Raw genomic sequence first — 21,290 nt, 5'->3', positions numbered from 1 at the left:
CCTCGCAATGACCTATACCAATACCCGTCATTGCAAGCGCAACGAAGTAATCCCCCCCACGAACCCGGCCCCAACCCTACCGGGCCAGATGTCACGCGGCTGTCACATGCGCGTCACGCAACTGCAAGCACCGCTCCCGATAATTCGTCATCAAGGACCGAGCCACTCGGCCTTGAAAACCTCAAGCAAGCCCAAGGGAGTACACCCATGTTGTTGAAGCGAAGCATCCTCGCGCTGGCCACGGCCACAGCCCTCGCCATCGCCCCGCTGACCGCCTCGGCCGAAGTCGATGCCGACATCCCGACCTACAAGACGGTCTCCGGCATCTCCGGCAACCTGTCGAGCATCGGTTCCGACACCCTGAACAACCTCATGACCCTGTGGGCGGAAGAATTCCAGGGCTTCTACCCGAACGTGAACGTCCAGATCCAGGGTGCCGGCACCTCCACCGCCCCGCCCGCCCTGACCGAAGGCACCGCCGACTTCGGCCCGATGTCGCGCATGCCGCGTGACAGCGAACATGCCGAGTTCGAACAGCGCCACGGCTACGAGATGACCGCCGTGCCGGTCGCCATCGACACCATCGCCGTGTTCGTGAACCGCGACAACCCGATCGAAGGCATGAGCATCGATCAGGTCGACGCCGTCTTCTCCTCCACCCGTCGTTGTGGCGGTGCCGAGGACATCACCCGCTGGGGTCAGCTCGGACTGGAAGGCTCCTGGGCCAACCGTGACATCACCCTGTACAGCCGTAACGCCGTCTCCGGCACCTACGGGTACTTCCGCCAGCACGCCCTGTGCGATGGCGACTTCAAGAACGCCATCAACGAACAGCCGGGTTCCGCCTCGGTGGTTCAGGGCGTCTCCGAGTCCCTGAACGGCATCGGCTACTCCGGCATCGGGTACTCCACCTCCGGCGTGCGCGCCATCCCGCTGGGCACCGAAGAAGGCAACTACTTCGAGCCGAACGGCGAGAACGCCGCCTCCGGTGACTACCCGCTGGCCCGCTTCCTCTACGTGATGGTCAACAAGCACCCGGAAGACGGCCTGACCCCGCGCGCCGCCGAGTTCCTGAAGATGGTGCTGTCGAAGGAAGGCCAGGAGGTCGTGGTGCGTGATGGCTTCATCCCGCTGCCGGCCACGGTCGCCGAGCGCGAGCGCAAGAACCTCGGTCTGGAATAAACCGGGCGCAGTACCCGCGCCCAGGGAATGGGTGCAAAGGCCGGGACCCAAGGGTTCCGGCCTTTTTTGTGTGTTGCGCGCAGGCCTTCCTCGCCCACCGGTCAACCAGCCGTCACATGGATGTCACGTCCCTGTCACATAGCGGCCGTAGCATCACGCCCCGACATCCAATGGTTTTGCACGCCCTTCGCGGCGGCTCTCAGGGGAACTTCATGTCCACCGCCACCATCGCCCCGCGTCTCGCCGGTTTCCAGCGCTGGCGCCGCACCAAGGATCGCTCCGCGCGCTACATGATCGGGTTTTTCGGGATCGCCGTGGTCGGTGCCCTCACCCTCATGTTCGTCTACCTCCTGAGCGAAACCCTGCCGATGTTCCAGGGCGCCAAGCTCGACCCCCTGACCGAGTACGACGCCCCCGGCGGCGCCGATACCCGCACCGTGCACCTGGCGGTGAATCGCCACCGCGAAATGGCCGTGCGCATCACCGACGACCGGCGTGCCGTGTTCTTCCGCCCGAATACCGGCGAAATCGTGCGCGAACAGACCTTGCCGATTCCCGATGACGTCCGGGTCACCAGTTTCACCGCGGCCGAGCCGCGTACCCGCCTGGTGGCGCTTGGCCTCGACAACGGGCAGGTCCTCGCCATCGAGTACGAATACAACGAGCGCTTCACCCCCGAGGGCCGCGAATATGACCCGCGCGTGATCTACCCGCTGGGTGACGAAGACTCCGCACTGCTGGATATCGACGGCGATGGCCCCGCCATCAGCGTGGTCGGGATCCAGCGCGGGTCCAGCGGTATTCGTGTCGCCGCCACCACCGAAGACGGCCACATCCGTCTGGTCCAGTTCGAGGAGACCACCTCGATGATGACCGGCGAGACCCAGGTGCGCCGCAGTGCCTACGACATGCCCGCCCTGCCCGAAGGCAGCACGCCCACCCGCATCCTGCTCGACATCACCGGCCGCATCATGCTCGTGGGCGACGACCAGGGCCGCCTGCACTCCTACGACATCCGTCGTCCGGCCAGCGCAACCCTGGAAGACAGCAAACGCGTGATTCGCGGAGACGAGGCCGAGGTCACCTCGCTCGAGTACCTCCTGGGCACGGTGTCGATCGTCGTGGGCGGCTCGGACGGATCGGTCACCCAGTACATGCTGGTGCGCGACGCCGACAACGTGAACCGCATCACCCGCGTGCGCGAATTCCCCGCGCACGCCGGGCCGGTCACCAACACCCAGCCCGAATACATCCGCAAGGGCTTCCTGACCGCCGACGAAACCGGCCAGATCAAGATCCACTACCCCACCTCGCAGCGCACCCTGGTGGAACGCCAGATTACCGATCAGGCGCTGCATCGAGTGTACGTGGACCCGCGCAACCGCCTGCTGATCGCCATCGACGAGGCCGAGAACTGGCACCTGCAGCGCCTGGAGAACCGTCATCCGGAGGTCTCCTTCCACGTGCTGTGGCAGAAGGTCTGGTACGAGGGCCGCTCGGGTGGCGACTATGTCTGGCAGTCCTCCTCGGCCACCGACGAGTTCGAACCCAAGTTCTCGCTGATCCCCCTGACCATCGGCACCATCAAGGCCGCCTTCTACGCCATGCTGTTCGCCACCCCGCTGGCGATCATGGGGGCGATCTACAGCGCCTACTTCATGTCGGCGCGCATGCGCACGCTCACCAAGCCGTCGATCGAGCTGATGGAGGCGCTGCCCACGGTCATCCTTGGCTTCCTCGCAGGGCTGTGGCTGGCCCCGTTCATCGAGGCGAACCTGCCCGCCGTCGCGAGCATCCTGATTCTGCTGCCGCTGTCCATGCTGCTGATGGCCTTCGTCTGGACCCGTGTGCTCCCCGAGCAGGTCCGCGCATTCATACCGGCGGGCTGGGAGGCCGCGATCCTGATCCCGGTGATCCTGCTGGTGGGCTGGTTAGCGGTGACGCTGAGCCCCCTGATCGAGATCTGGATGTTCGGCGGGGACGCGCGCCAGTGGCTGACCGACAACGGCATCACCTACGACCAGCGCAACGCCCTCGTGATCGGCATCGCCATGGGCTTCGCGGTGATCCCGACCATTTACTCGATTTCCGAGGATGCCGTGTTCAACGTGCCCAAGCACCTGACCCAGGGTTCGCTGGCGCTGGGGGCCACACCCTGGCAGACCGTGGTGCGCGTGGTTCTGCTGACCGCCAGCCCGGGGATCTTCTCGGCGGTCATGATCGGCTTCGGCCGCGCCGTCGGCGAGACCATGATCGTGCTGATGGCGACCGGGAACTCGCCGGTGGTCAATTTCAACATCTTCGAGGGCATGCGCACGCTCTCCGCCAACATCGCGGTCGAGATGCCCGAGGCCGCGGTCGGCGGCAGCCACTTCCGCATCCTGTTCCTCGCCGCACTGGTGCTGTTCGCGCTCACGTTCTTCGTGAACACGGTCGCCGAGATCGTGCGCCAGCGCCTGCGCAACAAGTACGCCTCCCTTTAAAACGCATTCCAGACAGGTCCCGATCCGATGAATAAATGGTTCAAATCCGGCACCCCCTGGATCTGGCTGAATGCGGGCGCGGTGGCCACCTCGCTGGTGATGGTTTTCGGGCTGATCCTGATGATTGCGGTCAACGGCCTGTCGTTCTTCTGGCCGTCCAGCGTGGCCCAGTTCGAATACCAGACGGCGCAGCAAAGCGAGCCTACCCAGGTCATGGGCGAGTTCCAGCGCTCCGAGACAATGACCGCCCAGGCCATGCGCGACGCCGGCTTCGACGTGCCCGAAGGCCAGGAGATCGTGGTACGGCACCTGGTCAAGCGCGGCAATCGTGACCTCGACTCGCGAGACTTCCGCTGGTATCTGGACGACTTCATGGGCGAGCGCGAGATGCCTCGCGATGCCGTGGTGCTGGAACGCCTGCAGTGGGGCAACTTCTACGGCTTCGTTCGCGAGTTCCGCGTGGACGGCGAGGCCGTGGCCACCGGCAACGAGGCCCGCGTGCGTTTCGAGGCGGTTATCCCCGAGACCCGCGGCCTGGTCCGCCAGATCGAACGCATCGAACGCGTGGACATCGGCGCGATCAATTTCCAGATCGAGCAGATCCGCATTGCCCTGCGCGGTATCGAGCGTGCCACCGAGCTGTCGATCGAGGAGCGCGCCGAGCGCGAGGCCGAACTGCAGGCCGAACGCGCGGAACTCGAGGAGCAGTACGCGGAGCTGGAAAACGAACGTAACGAGCTGCGCCGCGAACTGCGCCGCTACGCCATCCTGATGGAGACCGCCGACGGCGCCGAATCCGTGATCGCACTGGCGGATGTCGTGAACGCCTGGTGGCCGAACGACATGAGCATCCCGCAAAAGCTCGGGCACTACGTGCACACCTTCTGGGAGTTCATGACCGGCTATCCGCGCGAGGCCAACACCGAAGGCGGCATCCTGCCGGCGATCTTCGGGACCGTACTGATGGTCCTGATCATGTCGATCGTCGTAACCCCGTTCGGCGTGCTGGCCGCGATCTACCTGCGCGAGTACGCGAAGCAGGGCCCGCTGGTGCGCATCATCCGCATCTCGGTGAACAACCTCGCGGGCGTGCCCTCCATCGTGTTCGGTGTATTCGGCCTCGGGTTCTTCGTCTACCTGGTTGGCGGCAACATCGACCAGATGTTCTTCCGCGACGCCCTGCCCTCGCCCACCTTCGGCTCGCCGGCGATCATCTGGGCCTCGCTCACGCTCGCGCTGTTGACCCTGCCGGTGGTAATCGTCTCCACCGAGGAAGGCCTGACCCGCATCGGCGCCAGCATCCGCCACGGCTCGCTGGCCCTGGGCGCGACCAAGGCGGAGACCCTGTGGCGCCTGATCGTGCCGCTTTCGGCGCCGGCGATGATGACCGGGCTGATCCTGGCCGTCGCGCGCGCGGCCGGCGAGGTGGCCCCGCTGATGCTGGTCGGGGTGGTCAAGCTGGCCCCCAGCCTGCCGGTGGACGGCAACTTCCCGTACCTGCACCTGGATCGCGCCTTCATGCACCTGGGCTTCCACATCTACGACGTCGGCTTTCAGAGCCCGAACGTCGAGGCCGGCCGGCCGCTGGTCTACGCGACCGCCCTGATCCTGGTGATGCTGATCATCGTGCTCAACCTGACCGCCATCTCGATCCGCAACTACCTGCGTGAGAAGTACCGCGCCGACAGTGACTGAGATACGACATGCATAACGTCTTTCATATGCACCGTCATTGCGAGGCCCCGCAGGGGCCGCGGCACAAAAGCGCGAAGCGCGTTGAACGGCCGCAGGCCGGCCCGAAGGGCGAGCGCAGCGAGTTATCTCCCGACGCAACCCCGGAGGTCCGCCGGGCCCAGCGCCCGGGCCACCCACGGAGATCGCCACGGCGCTGCGCGCCTCGCGATGACGGTGCTTTTCCGTACCTTCGCGGTGCCGGGATGCGTCGAACCCCATTCCCCATGGAGTACCCGAAATGAGTGACACCCAGACCCACGCCGTCAACGTGGCCCAGAATAACCAGGCCCCGCGCGGCCTCAGCCTCGACCGAGAGGACATCTGCCTGACCGCGGAGGGCCTCAAGCTTTTCTACGGCGAGGACCAGGCGCTCAAGGGCATCGACATCCGCATCCCGAAGAACCGCATCACGGCATTCATCGGGCCTTCCGGTTGCGGAAAGTCCACGTTCCTGCGCTGTTTCAACCGCATGAACGACCTGATCGATTCCGTACGCATCGAGGGCACCATCCGCCTGGACGGCGCGGACATCAACGACAAGTCCGTGGATGTCCCCGAGTTGCGCCGCCGTGTGGGTATGGTGTTCCAGAAGCCGAACCCGTTCCCCAAGTCGATCTACGAGAACGTGGCCTACGGCCTGCGCCTGCAGGGCGTGAAGAACCGCCGCAAGCTGGACGAGGTGGTGGAGAAGTCGCTCAAGCGCGCCGCGCTGTGGGATGAGGTGAAAGACCGCCTGCACGAGAACGCCTTCGGCCTGTCCGGCGGCCAGCAGCAGCGCCTGGTGATTGCCCGCGCCATCGCGATCGACCCCGAGGTCCTGCTGCTGGACGAGCCCTGCTCGGCGCTGGATCCGCTGGCCACGCTGAAGATCGAGGAGTTGATGATCGAGCTGAAGAAGGATTACACGCTGGTCATCGTCACCCACAACATGCAGCAGGCCGCGCGCGTCTCCGACTACACCGCCTTCATGTACATGGGCGAACTGATCGAATACGCGGATACCGACACCCTGTTCACCTCGCCTGCCAAGAAGCAGACCGAGGACTACATCACCGGCCGCTTCGGCTGAGGAACGACGACATGGACAAGAGCTTCTTCAAGCAACACATCTCGCAGCAATTCAACGCCGAGCTGGAAGACATCATCAAGCAGGTGATGGCCATGGGCGGCCTGGTCGAGCAGCAGCTCGCCGATGCCGTCCACGCGATGGTCGAGGGCGATGCCGAACTCGCCGAGAAGGTCATGACCTCCGACTACGAGGTCAACGCCAAGGAGGTCGAGATCGACGAGGAGTGCACCCACATCCTCGCCCGACGCCAGCCGACCGCCTCCGACCTGCGGCTGGTGATCGCGGTCATCAAGACCATCACCGACCTGGAACGCATGGGCGACGAGGCCGAGCGGGTCGGCCGCATGGGCCTGCACCTGCTGGATGAAGACCGCAACAGCGCCCCGATGTCGGATATCGCCAGCATGGGCGAACATGTCCGCGAGATGACCCGCGGGGCCCTGGATGCCTTCGCCCGTATGGACGTGGAACAGGCCGTGCGCGTTGCCCAGCTCGATATCCAGATCGACAGCCTGTACGAGACCGTCACCCACAAACTGATGCGGCAAATGACCGCCGCCCCGGACTCCGTCCCGCGCCTGATGGACATCGTCTGGGCCACCCGCTCCCTGGAACGTATCGGCGACCGCGCGCGCAACATCTGCGAATACGTCGTCTATTTCGTCAAGGGCAAGGACGTGCGCCACACCAGCTACGAGCAAATGGCCGAGCAGGCCACCGGTGACCGCCACTGACCCCAGCGACTCGACTCTGCCCACGCGCGGGAGCCCCAATTCGGATGCCCCGTGCGCGGATGTTTGCTTCGTCCGGCGATCCCCGCTTGAATGGGGCCATGTGGATTACCCGCTCACGCCCTCAACCATTTCCGCTTCCCGCCTGGCTGTTCGTGGGCGGCCTCATTGCCATGCTGGCCGCGCCCAGCCTGCACGCGGGCCCCGTGACCTCCCCTGACCCGCTGCCCCCGGGCGAACCCTCCGCGGCCGTCCTCGAACTCCTGGAACGCGACAAGCTTCCCGAAGGCGTGGTCTTCGAGATCATCGAGAACGACCGCGCAGCGCTATCCGCGCTTCTTCCCGAGATTCGGGCCAATGTCGCCCGCCTGCGCGAACGCGACCCCGACTACCCAGTGGCCGTCGTCACCCACGGTGCGGAACAATTCACCCTGACGCGCCGCGAGGCGACGCAGCACCCCAGCCTGCACGACGAGGTGGAGGCCCTGGTCCGCGACGAAGGTGTGAACGTGGCAGTCTGCGGCACCTTTGCCGGCTGGCGCGGCCTGGACGCGGAGGCATTTGCCGACTTCGTCGAGGTCGCCGAGCGCGCCCCGGACCGCCTCGATGACTATCGCGAACTGGGCTTCGAAGTGATCCGCCTGCGCCCGTCGCTACTCGACGCGCCCTCGGAAGACCCTTGGGAGTTCGACTTCGGCACCCTCTGAGCATGCCGATTCTCAAAGATACGCGCCACGAAGACGCAAAGACGGTCGAGAGCCTGTAACCATGGAGGTCACGGCCGGACACCGAGAACGGCAGGATGGTTAACGGGATCGGAGCTTTGATGCGGGCTGAGCAGCGCGGATCGGTGTACCGATACCCATTTCTGCGCACCCTTGGGCCCCTTCACGCCGCGCCCTCTGTATACGCCGTGGTAAGACCGCCCTTGACCTTCTTCGTGCCTTCATGCGGTTTGTGGAAAAGCGCTCTAGGGAAACACTGATCAATGAACGCGTTCGCGTTGGTACCCCAGGTTTTCCGAGACAAGGCGCGTCGTGCAACAGGTAGTGGTTCTACCTGTAAGCGGCGCAACGCAGGATCGGGGAACCTGGGGCGCCAACCCCGCAAGTTATTGAAAGCAGGGGCTCGGCCGCCCGTTGTTATCAAAAACGGGCGCGCGCACAGCGTTCACGCAAAAGCGACTCGAGCGCGAACGCGTTCATTGATCAGTGTTTCCCTAAAGGTTTGAGGGTGAAACTAACGCCTCCATCGCTCGAGATGCTGTAACGGTGTCGGGCTCCTGTGGCATCCTTTCGCCATGAGATTCCTGATTCGCACCTTCTTCCGTGGCGTCCGCCTGATTCTGACCCCGTTCATGCTGATCGGTGAGCGCGTCTCGCGCCCACGCGGCATCGAACGGGACCCGGCCGAGCAAGCCCGAATCGACGAACAGACGCAACGCCTTGCCCTGTATCACTTCCCGGCGTGCCCGTTCTGCATCAAGGCCCGCCGCGCGATGCAGCGCCTGTCGCTGGATATCGAACTGCGCAACGCCCAGGCCACCGGCCCCTGGCGCGAGGAACTGCAGAACGAGGGCGGCCGCCTGCAGGTGCCCTGCCTGCGAATCGAGGAAGAAGACGGCTCGGTGCGCTGGCTGTACGAATCCGATGCCATCATCCGCTACCTGCGCGAGCGCTTCGATCCGGCACAGACGACCGATCCGACCCCTGCGCCCAACAGTCCGCCGCGTTCCTGATGTCGAATCGGCTTCCGAAGGGTCTGCCCATGCACCATCGCCTCCACCGTTCCCTGCTCGGCGCCACGCTCGGGCTGGCCCTGCCCTTCACCGTCGCCAGCGCCGAGCCGCCGATCTTCGATGCCCACCTGCACTATCGCCCGGCGGTGGCCGAAACCTTTGGCATCAGCGACGTGGGCCGCACCCTGGCCTCCAATGACGTGCGCAGCGCCATCGTCATGTCGACCGAAGGCGGCTTGATTCGTCGCCTGCAAGCGGGCTCGGATACCCGCATCGTGCCGTTTCTGGAAGTCTCCCACCGCCTGGGCAAGAAGATGGACTGGATGCACGTCGAGGACCTGGGCGCCCGCATTGCCGACATGCTGGACGAATCCGACGTGGCCTGGCGCGGGCTGGGCGAGTTTCACATCCTGGCAGACGACCGCTTCGGACCCGGCTTCGAACAGTTGCTGGACCTGGCCGTCGCCCGCGATCTGACCATCATGATCCACGGCGACCCCGCCGTGATCGACCATGCCTACGCCACCCACCCCGAGGTCCGCATCCTCTGGGCCCACGCCGGCAGCTACGCCTACCCGCCCCTGGTGCAGGACTACCTCGAGCGCCACCCGCGCATGAACATGGACCTGTCCATGCGCAACCCGCGCATCAACCCCGGTGGTCAGATCGACGACGCCTGGTTCGAGCTGTTCCTCACCCATCCGGATCGCTTCATGATCGGCGTGGACACCTTCACCACCACGCGCTGGGAACAGTACACCCACCTGAAAGACGAGACCCGCGCCTGGCTCGACCAGCTGCCCGACAACGTCGCCCGCGCCATTGCCTTCGAAAACGGCGAACGCCTCTTTCCCGCTCAGTAAGGGCCTTTATTCACCACGAAGCCGACGAAGGCACGAAGACGGGTAAAAGGCCTGAACCACAGAGGTCACAGAGAACGGCAAGGACAGTGACGAAAGATCACGATCGGAGTGTCGTCTGACGTCGTACGGCCATCATCCGACCTGTTCCTCCCCAGCCCTTCCCCCAGTCCTCTGTGTCCTCCGTGGTCCAATCGCCCTTGACCTGGCCCTTCTTCGTGTCTTCGTCGACTTCGTGGTGAAACAGCCCTTTTCCCCACACGCATAAAAAAGCCCGCGCTCCCCGAACAGGGAGGCGGGCTCGACACCATCGGGTCGAGTATCAGACCTTGAACTGACCCACGCGCTCCTGCTGCTGGGACGCGAGCTTGGACAGCTCCTCCGAGGCATTGCGGATCTGCTCGGAGCCCGCCGCGGTCTGGTCCAGCACCTCGGTGATGTTGGCCACGTTGCGGTTGATCTCCTCGGCCACGGTGGACTGCTCCTCGGCGGCGCTGGCGATCTGCGTGTTCATGTCGCTGATGCGGGTCACCGACTGGGTGATCGCGTTCAGCGATTCGCCGGCGAGGTTCACCTGCTCGACACTCTCGTGGGCCTTGGAACGCCCATCTTCCATCGCCTGCACCGCCTCGCGCGTACCGCTCTGGACCCGCTCGATCATCTGCTGGATCTCGTGCGTCGAGTCCTGCGTCCGGCTGGCCAGGGTGCGTACCTCGTCGGCCACCACGGCGAAGCCGCGGCCCTGCTCGCCAGCGCGGGCCGCCTCGATCGCGGCATTCAGCGCCAGCAGGTTGGTCTGGTCGGCAATGTCGCCGATCACCTCGAGGACCTTGTTGATCTGCTCGGCATCCTGCGACAGGCGGGTGACCACCTCGGCCGCATTGTCGACCTGCCTGGACAGGCCGTTGATCGCGGTGACCGTCTTCTGCACCACCTGCTGACCGGCCACGGCGTCCTGGTCCGTAGCCTGGGCGGCCGCCGCCGCATCCGCGGCATTGCGGGCGACTTCCTGCACGGTGGCGGTCATCTCGTTCATCGCCGTGGCGACCTGGTCGGTCTCCGCCTTCTGGCGGCGCACCTGCTCGTTGGTCTCCTCGCTGGTCGCGGACAGCTCGTTGGACGCGGCAGCGACCTGATCGGAACCCGCCGCCACTTGCTGGATCAACACGCGAATTTTCTCGACAAAGCGGTTGAACACCACCGCCAGATCGCCCAGCTCGTTCCGGCCGGACACCTCCAGTTGGCGCGTCAGGTCACCCTCGCCACTGGCGATGTCGTCCAGACGCTCCACCGTCTGGCACAGCGGGCGCACGATGCTGCGGGTCAGGAACCAGGCCAGCAGCGCGCCGAGAACCACCGCAATCACGCCGACCATGACCACCGTGCCGGTGGCGTTGCGGGTCATGGTCACGTAGGCGCTGCGGTCCACCATCAGTTCCAGCACACCCACCGCATCGCCGGAGAAATCGCGCACCGGCCGGGCAATCACCGCCATCGGCTCGCCCTGGTAGGTCACGTTGCGCACCAGACGCTCGCCCTGGAGCACTTCGCGCATCTCGGCCGCATTGAAGGTCGCTTCGCCTTCGATGGTCCCGCCAAAGCGGTTGAACCGTCCCTCATCGCGCAGGTAGAGCGCGACCGGCGCTCCCAACTCCTCGGTGAACTGCTCGAAGAAGGGGTCGCCGAAGGACAGCCCGAACTCCACCGAACCCACGTGCTCCCCGTTGTGAGCGATCGGGACCACGCCGCGGATTCCCAAGCCGGCCACGCCCTCTTCCAGGCCCGAGATCGGGGCCCGGCGGTCGTTGGTGTCGACGACCGTCTGGCGAAAACCGGACAGGTCATCGCCATAACGATCCGGGCGATGCACGCGCAGGAAGGAGGTCGCCGGCGGCGTGTGGAACTGATACTGGCGCACGCCGTAATCGGCGCTCAGGGACTCGAAACTCGGAACGGTCAGTGCGGCCAACCGATCGCGATCCCCATTGGCCATGGCCTCCTGCACATCCGGGATGCGCGCCACGGTCTCCGCCATCGCGGTCGCGCGCGCCGACTCCTGGTCCAGCCGGTCCAGCAACTGGCCAGCCAAGTCGTTCAGCTCACGCTGCTCCGCCCTGTCCGCCATCGTACCCAGGGCATTCATCACCACGACCAGGGTCAGCACCACGGCGAGGACCACCACGCCGATGATGCCCACCATGAGCCGTACGCCAATTCGAATATTGTTGAACATGTCTGTGCGTCCTTCGGTCCGCCGGTCAGCGCCAGCTCGCAAAATAATGGGCCGTTCGCCCTCCCTAGCGGCGGCGAATCCTAGAACTTGAGCATGGAAGGCTTTTCATCCCCACAAGAACGTCGGGGACACGGCCATCACAGAACGAATCCGCGCAGCAGCTACAACAGCAGGGCCTCGGCGAAGACGTAGACCGCCAGGCTGATCAGCACCAGCGCCACCACGGAAAGCAGTGCCCCGCCCCGCACCATGTCCAGCACCTGCAGGCGGTTGCTGGCGAACACGATGGCATTCGGCGGGGTCGCCACCGGCAGCATGAAGGCCACGGAAGCGGCAAAGGCGACGGGTAGTGCCAGCATCAGTACCGGCACGTCCATGCTCAGCGCAAACGCGGTGACCAGGGGTAGCAACGTCGCGGCCGTGGCCGTATTGCTGGTTACGTGGCTCAGCGTCATGGTCAGCAACACCACCCCGGCCATGATCAGGATCAGCGGCCAGGTCTGCGCGATCACCAGGGCATCGGCCGCCAGCTCCGCCAGACCACTGGACTCGATGGCCGCCCCCAGGCTCAGGCCGCCTCCGACCAGCAGCAGAACGCCCCAGGGCAGCTCGCGGGTGTTGTCCCAGGCCAACAACCTGCGCTGCCCCATGGAACCCGAGGGGATCAGGAACAACAAGCCGGCGCCCAGGATCGCAATGCCGGCATCGGTCAGCGAGATGGGCAACCAGCCCTCCAGCAGCGGCCGTGTCAGCCAGGCGAGCGCGACCAGCACGAACACCGCCGCCACGCGCTTCTCTGCGGTCGACCAGCGCCCGACCGTGGCGCGCTGCTCGTCCAGCAGGGCGCGCAGGCCGTTCAGTTCTATCCGGTGCACCGGGAACACCCAGCGCGTCAGCAGCCACCACGCGAGGGCCAGGAGGATCGCCGCCAGCGGCAGGCCCAGGGTCATCCACTCCAGAAACCCGATCTCCATCCCGTGGCGATCCCCGAGATAGGCCGCGGTCAGGGCGTTCGGCGGCGAGCCGATAATGGTCGCCATGCCCCCGATGTTTGCGGCAAAGGCGATCCCCAGCAACAACGCCAGGGCCGGGCGCCGCGACTCCGCACTCGCCCCCGGCCCCTGTGGCGATGCACCACGTTCAATCAGGCCCAGTACCGACAGGGCGATCGGCAGCATCAGCGCCGCGGTCGCGGTATTGCTGACCCACATGGACAACCCGGCCGTGGCCAGCATGAAGGCCCCGACCAGGGCGTGCAGACGATTCCCGGAACGGGCCACGATCGCCAGCGCCATGCGCCGGTGCAAATCCCAGCGTTGCACCGCCAAGGCGATCGCAAAGCCACCCATGAACAGGAAGATGATCGGGTTCGCGTAGGGCGCGGTCGCGTTCTCCATGGAGGTGATGTCGAGGACAGGGAGGATCGCGATCGGCAGCAGCGCCGTGACCGGCAGCGGCAACGCCTCGCTGATCCACCAGGTCGCCATGAACAGCGTCAGCCCCAGCACCCACCAAGCGGCCGGATCGAACCCCGTCGGCGCTGGCACCAGCAGGAACAGCACAAAGATCGCCGGGCCCAGCATCAGGCCGATCCGGGCGCGCCAGTCCACCGTCGAGCCCTTCGCCACCGCCGCTTCGCCTTCCTGCCCCGTCTCGTCGGTATCCGCCATGCGCCTCGTCTTGTGGGAAATCCGCCGGGGTGAAAACCAACCGGCATCATCGGGAATTGCATCGCCCGGGCAACGTGACTATCGTTAACCCGTTATGCGTCGCTCCCGGTTCGGGTGCGACGCCGCCTCAGTTTCTCACGACACCGTACAAGGAGTCTTTCATGGCCTACGAACTGCCCGATCTGCCCTACGCCAAGAACGCGCTGGAGCCGCACATCTCCGCCGAGACGCTGGAATACCATCACGACAAGCACCACGCGACCTACGTGACCAAGCTGAACGGCCTGTTGCCGGGTTCCGAGTTCGAAAATGCCTCGCTGGAAGACATCATCAAGAAGGCCCCGGCCGGCGGCATCTTCAACAACGGCGCCCAGGTCTGGAACCACACCTTCTACTTCAACTGCATGGCCCCGAACGCCGGCGGCGAACCTTCCGGCAAGCTCGCGGACGCGATCAACAGCGCCTTCGGTTCGTTCGATGCCTTCAAGGAGAAGTTCAACGAATCCGCCGTCGGCAACTTCGGTTCCGGCTGGACCTGGCTGGTGCAGAACAGTGATGGCTCGGTGGAGATCGTCAACACCTCCAACGCCGCCAACCCGCTGCGCGACGGCAAGACCCCGCTGCTGACCTGCGACGTCTGGGAACACGCCTACTACATCGACTATCGCAACGCGCGCCCGAAGTACCTCGAGAACTTCTGGGCCGTGGTCAACTGGGACTTTGCTGCCCAGCAGATGAAGTAAACCCCAAAGGGTTTATATACTAGGCGCCTTTGGCCGCATGATGCGGCTGCGCCTTTCATCGAGCCGGCGGTCCTCCGCCGGCTCTTTGGTTTCGGAGAACCCAATGAACGACGCCCTGCAGAACACCTACAAGCGCCTGCCCGTCGCCTTTGAACGCGGCGAAGGCGCCTGGCTGTGGGACACCGACGGCAAGCGCTATCTGGATGCCCTGTCCGGCATTGCCGTGTGCGGTCTCGGACATGCCCACCCCAAGGTGGCCCAGGCCATCTGCGACCAGGCCAGCACGCTGGTGCATACCTCCAACCTGTACCGCATCCCGCTGCAGGAACAGCTGGCCCGGCGTCTGTGCAAGCTGGCCGGCATGGACCGCGCGTTCTTCTGCAACTCCGGAGCCGAGGCCAACGAAGCGGCGATCAAGCTCGCCCGCCTGCACGGCCGCGCCCGGGGCATCGCCGAGCCCAAGATCGTGGTGATGGAGGGCAGCTTCCACGGCCGCACCCTGGCCACGCTGTCCGCCACCGGAAACCCCAAGGTGCGGGCCGGGTTCGAACCGCTGGTCTCGGGCTTCGTGCATGTCCCGCATGGCGACTTCGATGCGGTGGAGGCCCTGGCCGAAGACCCCGACGTGGTCGCAATCCTGGTTGAGCCGGTCACCGGCGAAGGCGGGGTCCATGTCCCGCCCCCTGGCTACCTGCGGCGCCTGCGCGAGCTGGCCGACCGCAAGGACTGGCTGCTGATGCTGGACGAGATCCAGGCGGGCATCGGGCGCACCGGATACTGGTTCGCCTTCCAGCACGAGGGCATCACGCCGGACGTGGTCAGCCTGGCCAAGGGTCTCGGCAACGGCATCCCCATTGGCGCCAATCTGGTCGCCGGTGCGGCGCGCGAACTGTTCAGTCCGGGCATGCACGGCACCACCTTCGGCGGCAACCCGCTGGTGTGCCGGGCGGCGCTGGCCGTGCTCGATGTGATGCAGGACGAGGCCCTGTGCGAACAGGCCGCCCGCCAGGGCGAATTCCTGCTGGGTCGCCTGCGTGACCGCCTGAGCGATCACCCGGGCGTCGTCGCCGTGCGCGGCCGCGGCCTGATGATCGGCGTCGAGCTGGACCGCCCGGCGGGCGAGCTGGTGATGGCCGCCCTGGAACGCGGCCTGATCCTGAACGTGACGGCGGACCGCGTGATCCGCCTGCTGCCGCCGCTCATCATCGACGACGACCAGGTGGAACAGATCGCCGCCACCGTAGCCGACCTGGTGGATGCCTTCCTGTCATCGTCTGTCCCCAAGGAGGTCTCTGCATGAACCCTCGCCATTACCTCTCGTTCCTCGATCTCTCCGGGGATGAAACCCGTGCCCTGCTGCAACGGGCGATCGAGCTCAAGCAGCAGTTGAAGTCGGGCGGGCACCACGACGACCTGCTGCGCGGCAAGACGCTCGGCATGATCTTCGAGAAGTCCTCCACCCGCACCCGGGTGTCGTTCGAGGTGGGCATGCAGCAGCTGGGCGGCAACGCCCTGTTCCTGTCCCCGCGCGACACCCAGCTGGGCCGCGGCGAACCGATCGAAGACACCGCCCGCGTACTCTCGCGCATGGTCGACTGCGTGATGATCCGCACCTACGAGCACGAGAAGATCGAACTGTTCGCCAAGCACTCCTCGGTCCCGGTGATCAACGGCCTGACCGATCTGGAGCACCCGGCGCAGCTGCTCGCCGACCTGCAGACCTACGTCGAGCACCGCGGCGACATCCGTGGCAAGCGCGTGGCCTGGATCGGCGACGGCAACAACATGTGCCACAGCTACATGTACGCGGCCCGCCAGCTGGACTTCCAGCTGGTCGCCGCCTGCCCGGAAGGTTATGACCCGGAGCCCAGCGTGGTCGAAACCACGCAGGAACACTTCGAGCTGACGCGCGACGCCCGTGCCGCGGCCGAGGGTGCGGATCTGGTCGTCACCGATGTCTGGGCGAGCATGGGCCAGGAGCAGGAAAAGAGCGCGCGGCGCCGGGCCTTCTCCGGCTTCTTCGTCGATGCCGACCTGATGCGGCTCGCCAACGACGACGCCCTGTTCATGCACTGCCTGCCGGCCCACCGGGAGGAAGAGGTCTCCACGGATGTCCTGGAAGGCCCGCAAAGCGTCGTCTGGGACGAGGCCGAGAACCGCCTGCACGCCCAGAAGGCCCTGCTCGAATTCCTGATCACCCTCAACGCCAGCTAGCGTCCTTCGCGCCCCCCTTTTATCCACTACGAAGCACACGAAGAAGGGCAAGGGCGAATTAACCACGGAGGGCACAGAGGACACGGAGCAGGTCCAGGGAAAATAATCGGCAACTATGGAATGCGGCATCCGGGCGCCAAGCCTGTTGCCCGCATCCCATTAACTTTCTTGCCCTTCTCTGTGCCCTCTATGAACTCTGTGGTTCCAGGCCTTTGACCACCTTCATGCCTTCGTGCGCTTCGTGGTTGGTGTAACGGCGTCGGGATCAGGCGCTAACGCGGCGGGCATGGACGCGGCGCCGGGTTTGCCAGCGGTAGAGCACGCGCCAGCCGAGGAGGAAGGCGAGGATCGCCGCGTACAGGGCGACCTCCACGTAGTCGGCGCGGGCCAGCCACAGGAAGTGGAGCACCGCCAGCACGCCGGCCAGGTACACCCCACGGTGCAGCCAGACCCACTTCTTCTTGAGCCAGCGCTGGGCGCCGTCGGTGGAGGTCAGCGTCAACGCCAGCAGGATCAGCCAGGCGGCGAAGCCGACCATCACGAACGGGCGCTCGGTCAGGTCGTAGAGCACCAGTTCCCAGTCAAAGAACAGATCCACCCCCAGCCAGATCAGGGCGTGCGCGGTCACGTAACCGAACGCCACCAGCCCCAGCATCCGCCGCAGCCGCACGATCCACGCCAGCCCCGTCATCTGCCGCAGCGGTGTGACCGCCAGCGCGATCAGCAGCGCGATCATCGCGTGGGTGCCGGAGAGTTCCAGCAGCTTCTCGATCGGGTTCACGCCCAGCCCGTCGAACCATCCCAGCGTACGCAGGCCGATCCAGGCCGCCGGGACCAGCGAGGCCAGCAGCACCGCCCACCAGACGCCACGCGGTGGCCGGGCGCGCGCCCGGCGCGTTGAGGACGTCATGCCGTCACCGCGTCAGATGTACCGCGTCAGGTCCATCCCCTCGTACAGCGAGGCGACTTCATCGGCATAGCCGTTGAACATCTCCGTGCGCCGGCGGCGGAACTCGCCGATCCGGCGCTCGGTGCGCTGTGACCAGCGCGGATGGTCCACGTCCGGATTCACGTTGCTGTAGAAACCGTACTCGTCGGACTGCGCCTGATTCCACAGGGTCGGCGGCTGGTCCTCGACAAAACGGATGTGCTGGATCGACTTGATGCTCTTGAAGCCATACTTCCACGGCACCACCACGCGGATCGGCGCCCCGTTCTGATTCGGCAACACCTCGTCGTACAACCCCACGGCCAGAATCGTCAGCGGATGCATCGCCTCGTCCAGGCGCAGCCCCTCGGTATAGGGCCACTCGAGCCCGCCACTACTGCCGCGGCGGCGGCGCTGGCCGCGCAGGTTGTCCGGATCGTAGATGCTCTCGAAGGCAACATAGCGGGCACCGCCGCGCGGCTGCGCCTTCTCGATGATGCGATTCAGCTCGAAGCCGATCCACGGGATCACCATGGACCAGCCCTCGACACAGCGCATGCGATAGATCCGCTCCTCCAGTGACCAGGGGCTGATGAAGTCCTCGACCGCATACTCGCCGGGGTTCTCGCACAGCCCGTCCACGGTGATGGTCCAGGGGTCGGTCTTCAGCTGGTCGGCGTAGGTCTTGGGGTCACTCTTGCCCGGCCCCATCTCGAAGAAATTGTTGTAGCTGGTGATCTCGTCATACGCGGTCTTCGACTCGTCCGTGGAGTAGTCGCTGCCCTCGAACTCGAGCGGGAAGCCGCGCAGCGCGGCCGAGGCCGGCAACGCCATGCCCAGTCCCCCCAGGGCAAGACCCGCGCCCAACCCGACCCCGGCACGCAGAAACTCGCGCCGCCGCGCATAGACCTCCGGCGGGGTGATCTCGCTATGGGAACACTCGGAACGACGTCGGTTGCGGATCAGCATGGCCTGCCCTCGCGACTGGTTGGGATGACAGTGAGAAGCGCTGCCACTCGTGCACGATGGACCAGAAGCAGCGTCCCGAGTTCGGCGCGCCATGCCCATAAGACAATCCGCCGAACAATAAGAATTTTCTGCTTGCGCAGCGCCGGGAACGATATATAAGGCTTTTCTGATACCGCAGTCCGGGGTGGCCCGGCCGGCATGTCAGGAGACCCGACAATGGATCCGACGATCGACGACGTGGCCGATGGGGCCGACGAAATCGCCAGCCTGTTCGACAACCAGCTCGTGAATGACCGCGGCCCGGCACGCCACGCCGCTCGCCGCGCCCTGGAACGCCTGATGGAAGAACGCGCCCTGCGCGCCCACCTCGAGGACGACTTCGACCTGGCCCCCGCCCACGAAGCCCTGGAGTGGTAACCCCCGGGGTGGCGCGCCCCGCCACCCCATTTCCGAAACGCCCCACATCATCGATGCGATTCGCTCCGCTGATCACATCCTACGAACCCATTTCTCCCCTCGTAGGATGTGATGAGCCCCGCGAATCGCATCACTCGGATACATCAATCACCCCGGGCCTCCCCCACAACCAAGCCATCCGATTCCGGCACGCCACCCCAATCCACCGGATACACACCTGCCCGCACAAACCGGTGAAAACTGGAGTACGGCCACTCGGCCACACAACGTGCCCAGCCATGCTTCACCGGGTTGTAATGGATATAATCGACATGGCGGACCCAATCATCCTCATCGCGGATGCAATGCTCCCAGAACCGGCGTTGCCAGAGCCCTCGCTCACCGCGTCTTGCCCGGCTACGCGTGCGCGCTTCGCCAGCACACACCAACCGCGAGAACCGCGCCTTGATCAACCGCCATCGGCGGCTGAAATCGGCATCATCGTCCGGCAGGCGCCAGATACAATGGAGATTCTCGGGCAACACCACCATCGCGTCGATCACGAACGGATGACGATTCCGCACCTCGCGAAACGCGTCTCTCAACGCGTCAATGTGATCCGTAAATAGGGTGTTTCCTACCCGAACGGCCGCATTCACAGTGAAAAAATACGTGCCACCCGGCACGCGCACACGGCGATAATCCGTCATCCGTCGCCTCCCTTCCCTGGGATTGGTTCGAACCGATGTTTGTGCTGCTCCGACGCGATGCGATTCGCTCCGCTCATCGCATCCTACGAAAATTCTACCCGCCCTTGTAGGATGCGATGAGCGGAGCGAATCGCATCAACGCCCGGGGGCAGAGGGACCCCCAAGCCAAGGCCTTCACCCGTCCTCATACCCCGTCAACTCCACGAAGCCCCGGCCGACCGGCTCGCCATCCGCGTCGAGGATATCCACGGCCCCTTCCCAATAGCGGACCACCGTGTCCATCTCCTGCTCGTCGCGCACCGCGACCACGGTCCACTCGCGCACAGGCCCGCCACCCGGAGGCTCGATACGCAGGGACCATTCCACCGGATAGCGGTTACCGGACGGCTGGGTGGCGTAGCGGGTGGGTTCGAGCTGCACCTGCTCCGGCTCCAGCAGGGCGTCCTCGGCATCCAACGGCATCCAGCGACCTTTCGATAACTCGTGCGGCGTGCCATCGGGGCGGCGCAACTGGTAATACATCACGTCCAGCCCGTCATCCAGCTGCAGCGCGAACCAGTCCCAGCCCGCCTGATCCTCCGCCAGCGCGCTGGTACTCCATTCGCGGTCCATCCACGCCTGTCCGGTCACGTCCAGCGTTGCCCCCGAGGCACGGCGCACCTCGCCGGCCACCGCGATACGCGGCATCGAGTAGTAATACGAGGCATCGCCCGGCTCCGGCCCCTTCTGGCTCAGGCCGGCCTCGCCCTGCAACACCGGCTCGCGCGCCGGCTCCAGTTCCAGGGACAGCACGTAGTCCTCGACCGTGAAGCGCAGCGTCCAGCGCGCCCCCTCCAGCCCGGCCAGTTCCCAATCCTCGGCCCAGACCCGCCCCGCCGGCTCGGTCGCCCCGGCCAGCCCGCCGCCATCGCGCACGAACCGCTCCTCGGATGCGTGAAACCCCGCGTCACGGTCCAGCACCGCCGTATGCACCATCCACAGATCGGGGCTGGCCCAGGCCGACTCGTGCCAGACCGGATCCCCGGCGAGCCCCGGCGCCAGCCCCACGCGGAAGAACGTCACGTGAAACGCGAAACGCTCGCCTTCGGGCCCGTCCAGATTCCCCGTCAGGTACCACCACTCGTTGCGAAACCCCGGATGCGGCCCATGATCGCGAGGAAACTCGAACGCCCGCGGCGCATCGGCGCGGCGAAAGCCCGTAGTGTCCTCGCCCCCGAGGGCCTCGCTCACCCGCAGTCCGGTCACCCCCGGATCATCCGCCTCCGGCGGCTCCCCACCCCCGCACGCGGCCAGCAACCCCACCAACAGAACCGCCACACCCCCCCGCAGGCGCACTCCCCGTAGATACCGTCTTGCCCTACGGGGTGCAAGGAGTTTCATGGCGGGCTTGATACGGGGTTTGGGATTTGAGCACACCGAAGGCGATGTGCAGGAGTTTGCGCATGGCCGCCCCGATCGCCGACATCTTGGCCTTGCCGCGTGTCAGCAGACGTTGATGCTGGTGTCGCACGTCCGGGTTGTACCGGGTCGCCACCACCGCCGCCATGTAGAGCGCCTTGCGCAGTCGGCTGGAACCGATCTTCGCCAACCGCGAGGGCCGCCGGACCGTGGTCCCCGATTCTTCCAGGAC

The 21,290-nt window shown here is 65.5% G+C and carries 19 protein-coding genes; 12 read left to right on the top strand and 7 right to left on the bottom strand.

Features of this window, described 5'->3' with window-relative positions; genetic code table 11:
* The first annotated feature begins 207 nt into the window (after nucleotides 1-207).
* The 8 genes from G335_RS0109430 (at nucleotide 208) to G335_RS0109395 (ending at nucleotide 9,800) form a co-directional block, all read left to right on the top strand.
* Entirely contained in the window at nucleotides 208-1,182 is a 975-nt protein-coding gene (locus G335_RS0109430; protein ID WP_018176570.1) for a PstS family phosphate ABC transporter substrate-binding protein, read from the top strand.
* Between the two features lie 212 nt (nucleotides 1,183-1,394).
* The gene (locus G335_RS0109425; RefSeq protein ID WP_018176569.1) at nucleotides 1,395-3,665 is read left to right on the top strand and encodes an ABC transporter permease subunit; all 2,271 of its coding nucleotides are present in this window, start codon (nucleotides 1,395-1,397) and stop codon (nucleotides 3,663-3,665) included.
* 27 nt (nucleotides 3,666-3,692) lie between these two features.
* The gene (pstA, locus tag G335_RS0109420; protein ID WP_018176568.1) at nucleotides 3,693-5,360 is read left to right on the top strand and encodes a phosphate ABC transporter permease PstA; all 1,668 of its coding nucleotides are present in this window, start codon (nucleotides 3,693-3,695) and stop codon (nucleotides 5,358-5,360) included.
* 277 nt (nucleotides 5,361-5,637) lie between these two features.
* Nucleotides 5,638-6,468 (top strand): phosphate ABC transporter ATP-binding protein PstB, encoded by an 831-nt coding sequence (gene pstB, locus G335_RS0109415; RefSeq protein WP_018170007.1) that lies wholly within the window; start codon nucleotides 5,638-5,640, stop codon nucleotides 6,466-6,468.
* An 11-nt stretch (nucleotides 6,469-6,479) separates the two neighbouring features.
* Nucleotides 6,480-7,202: a phosphate signaling complex protein PhoU gene (gene phoU, locus G335_RS0109410; protein ID WP_018145414.1), complete on the top strand. Its 723-nt coding sequence runs from the start codon at nucleotides 6,480-6,482 to the stop codon at nucleotides 7,200-7,202.
* 98 nt (nucleotides 7,203-7,300) lie between these two features.
* Nucleotides 7,301-7,906 carry a DsrE family protein gene (locus G335_RS0109405; RefSeq protein ID WP_018176567.1) on the top strand — a complete coding sequence of 202 codons (606 nt, stop codon included), beginning with the start codon at nucleotides 7,301-7,303 and terminating at the stop codon, nucleotides 7,904-7,906.
* Nucleotides 7,907-8,499: 593 nt separating this feature from the next.
* The gene (locus tag G335_RS0109400; protein WP_018170009.1) at nucleotides 8,500-8,937 is read left to right on the top strand and encodes a glutathione S-transferase N-terminal domain-containing protein; all 438 of its coding nucleotides are present in this window, start codon (nucleotides 8,500-8,502) and stop codon (nucleotides 8,935-8,937) included.
* 29 nt (nucleotides 8,938-8,966) lie between these two features.
* Nucleotides 8,967-9,800 (top strand): amidohydrolase family protein, encoded by an 834-nt coding sequence (locus G335_RS0109395; protein ID WP_018170010.1) that lies wholly within the window; start codon nucleotides 8,967-8,969, stop codon nucleotides 9,798-9,800.
* A 319-nt stretch (nucleotides 9,801-10,119) separates the two neighbouring features.
* On the opposite strand, the gene G335_RS0109390 is transcribed toward G335_RS0109395, so the two are convergent.
* Both G335_RS0109390 and G335_RS0109385 read right to left on the bottom strand, forming a co-directional pair.
* Nucleotides 10,120-12,030 carry a methyl-accepting chemotaxis protein gene (locus G335_RS0109390; RefSeq protein ID WP_018170011.1) on the bottom strand — a complete coding sequence of 637 codons (1,911 nt, stop codon included), beginning with the start codon at nucleotides 12,028-12,030 and terminating at the stop codon, nucleotides 10,120-10,122.
* A 161-nt stretch (nucleotides 12,031-12,191) separates the two neighbouring features.
* The gene (locus G335_RS0109385; RefSeq protein ID WP_018170012.1) at nucleotides 12,192-13,700 is read right to left on the bottom strand and encodes a DASS family sodium-coupled anion symporter; all 1,509 of its coding nucleotides are present in this window, start codon (nucleotides 13,698-13,700) and stop codon (nucleotides 12,192-12,194) included.
* A gap of 161 nt (nucleotides 13,701-13,861) precedes the next feature.
* Here G335_RS0109385 and G335_RS0109380 point away from each other — a divergent pair, with 161 nt between their 5' ends.
* From G335_RS0109380 to argF, 3 genes are all read left to right on the top strand, one after another.
* Complete coding sequence (locus G335_RS0109380; protein WP_018145408.1) at nucleotides 13,862-14,443, top strand: superoxide dismutase; 582 nt, start codon at nucleotides 13,862-13,864, stop codon at nucleotides 14,441-14,443.
* Nucleotides 14,444-14,546: 103 nt separating this feature from the next.
* The gene (locus tag G335_RS0109375; RefSeq protein ID WP_018176566.1) at nucleotides 14,547-15,743 is read left to right on the top strand and encodes an acetylornithine transaminase; all 1,197 of its coding nucleotides are present in this window, start codon (nucleotides 14,547-14,549) and stop codon (nucleotides 15,741-15,743) included.
* A complete protein-coding gene (argF, locus tag G335_RS0109370) occupies nucleotides 15,740-16,657 on the top strand; it encodes an ornithine carbamoyltransferase (protein ID WP_018145406.1) in 918 nt (305 codons plus the stop codon). The genes G335_RS0109375 and argF overlap by 4 nt, the downstream gene beginning before the upstream one ends.
* A gap of 265 nt (nucleotides 16,658-16,922) precedes the next feature.
* Here the strand turns inward: argF and G335_RS0109365 are convergent, their stop codons facing one another.
* Both G335_RS0109365 and msrP read right to left on the bottom strand, forming a co-directional pair.
* Complete coding sequence (locus G335_RS0109365; protein WP_026304806.1) at nucleotides 16,923-17,567, bottom strand: sulfite oxidase heme-binding subunit YedZ; 645 nt, start codon at nucleotides 17,565-17,567, stop codon at nucleotides 16,923-16,925.
* A gap of 12 nt (nucleotides 17,568-17,579) precedes the next feature.
* The gene (gene msrP / locus G335_RS0109360) at nucleotides 17,580-18,554 is read right to left on the bottom strand and encodes a protein-methionine-sulfoxide reductase catalytic subunit MsrP (protein WP_018176564.1); all 975 of its coding nucleotides are present in this window, start codon (nucleotides 18,552-18,554) and stop codon (nucleotides 17,580-17,582) included.
* A 216-nt stretch (nucleotides 18,555-18,770) separates the two neighbouring features.
* Between msrP and G335_RS0109355 the strand changes: the two genes are divergently transcribed.
* The gene (locus tag G335_RS0109355) at nucleotides 18,771-18,971 is read left to right on the top strand and encodes a PA3496 family putative envelope integrity protein (protein ID WP_018145403.1); all 201 of its coding nucleotides are present in this window, start codon (nucleotides 18,771-18,773) and stop codon (nucleotides 18,969-18,971) included.
* A gap of 143 nt (nucleotides 18,972-19,114) precedes the next feature.
* On the opposite strand, the gene G335_RS0109350 is transcribed toward G335_RS0109355, so the two are convergent.
* The 3 genes from G335_RS0109350 to G335_RS0109340 all read right to left on the bottom strand — a co-directional run.
* Nucleotides 19,115-19,660 (bottom strand): REP-associated tyrosine transposase, encoded by a 546-nt coding sequence (locus G335_RS0109350; RefSeq protein WP_018176563.1) that lies wholly within the window; start codon nucleotides 19,658-19,660, stop codon nucleotides 19,115-19,117.
* Between the two features lie 174 nt (nucleotides 19,661-19,834).
* Nucleotides 19,835-20,977, bottom strand: a complete 1,143-nt coding sequence (locus G335_RS0109345; protein WP_018176562.1) for a lipocalin-like domain-containing protein — start codon at nucleotides 20,975-20,977, stop codon at nucleotides 19,835-19,837.
* Nucleotides 20,978-21,017: 40 nt separating this feature from the next.
* The coding region (locus tag G335_RS0109340) for a transposase (protein ID WP_026148227.1) at nucleotides 21,018-21,290 on the bottom strand (273 nt) is incomplete at its 5' end.

Origin of the sequence: Thioalkalivibrio sp. AKL8, from assembly GCF_000380525.1 — a bacterium.
GTDB lineage: Bacteria > Pseudomonadota > Gammaproteobacteria > Ectothiorhodospirales > Ectothiorhodospiraceae > Thioalkalivibrio > Thioalkalivibrio versutus.
Note: the sequence above shows the minus strand (reverse complement) of the source record. Positions and strands in the feature narration are given on the sequence as shown.

Excerpts from the sequence above, each read along its gene's own strand:
- G335_RS0109430 (WP_018176570.1), top strand. The coding sequence starts at position 208 with ATGTTGTTGAAGCGAAGCATCCTCGCGCTGGCCACGGCCACAGCCCTC.
- G335_RS0109425 (WP_018176569.1), top strand. The coding sequence starts at position 1,395 with ATGTCCACCGCCACCATCGCCCCGCGTCTCGCCGGTTTCCAGCGCTGG.
- pstA (WP_018176568.1), top strand. The coding sequence starts at position 3,693 with ATGAATAAATGGTTCAAATCCGGCACCCCCTGGATCTGGCTGAATGCG.
- pstB (WP_018170007.1), top strand. The coding sequence starts at position 5,638 with ATGAGTGACACCCAGACCCACGCCGTCAACGTGGCCCAGAATAACCAG.
- phoU (WP_018145414.1), top strand. The coding sequence starts at position 6,480 with ATGGACAAGAGCTTCTTCAAGCAACACATCTCGCAGCAATTCAACGCC.
- G335_RS0109405 (WP_018176567.1), top strand. The coding sequence starts at position 7,301 with ATGTGGATTACCCGCTCACGCCCTCAACCATTTCCGCTTCCCGCCTGG.
- G335_RS0109400 (WP_018170009.1), top strand. The coding sequence starts at position 8,500 with ATGAGATTCCTGATTCGCACCTTCTTCCGTGGCGTCCGCCTGATTCTG.
- G335_RS0109395 (WP_018170010.1), top strand. The coding sequence starts at position 8,967 with ATGCACCATCGCCTCCACCGTTCCCTGCTCGGCGCCACGCTCGGGCTG.
- G335_RS0109390 (WP_018170011.1), bottom strand. The coding sequence starts at position 12,030 with ATGTTCAACAATATTCGAATTGGCGTACGGCTCATGGTGGGCATCATC.
- G335_RS0109385 (WP_018170012.1), bottom strand. The coding sequence starts at position 13,700 with ATGGCGGATACCGACGAGACGGGGCAGGAAGGCGAAGCGGCGGTGGCG.
- G335_RS0109380 (WP_018145408.1), top strand. The coding sequence starts at position 13,862 with ATGGCCTACGAACTGCCCGATCTGCCCTACGCCAAGAACGCGCTGGAG.
- G335_RS0109375 (WP_018176566.1), top strand. The coding sequence starts at position 14,547 with ATGAACGACGCCCTGCAGAACACCTACAAGCGCCTGCCCGTCGCCTTT.
- argF (WP_018145406.1), top strand. The coding sequence starts at position 15,740 with ATGAACCCTCGCCATTACCTCTCGTTCCTCGATCTCTCCGGGGATGAA.
- G335_RS0109365 (WP_026304806.1), bottom strand. The coding sequence starts at position 17,567 with ATGACGTCCTCAACGCGCCGGGCGCGCGCCCGGCCACCGCGTGGCGTC.
- msrP (WP_018176564.1), bottom strand. The coding sequence starts at position 18,554 with ATGCTGATCCGCAACCGACGTCGTTCCGAGTGTTCCCATAGCGAGATC.
- G335_RS0109355 (WP_018145403.1), top strand. The coding sequence starts at position 18,771 with ATGGATCCGACGATCGACGACGTGGCCGATGGGGCCGACGAAATCGCC.
- G335_RS0109350 (WP_018176563.1), bottom strand. The coding sequence starts at position 19,660 with ATGACGGATTATCGCCGTGTGCGCGTGCCGGGTGGCACGTATTTTTTC.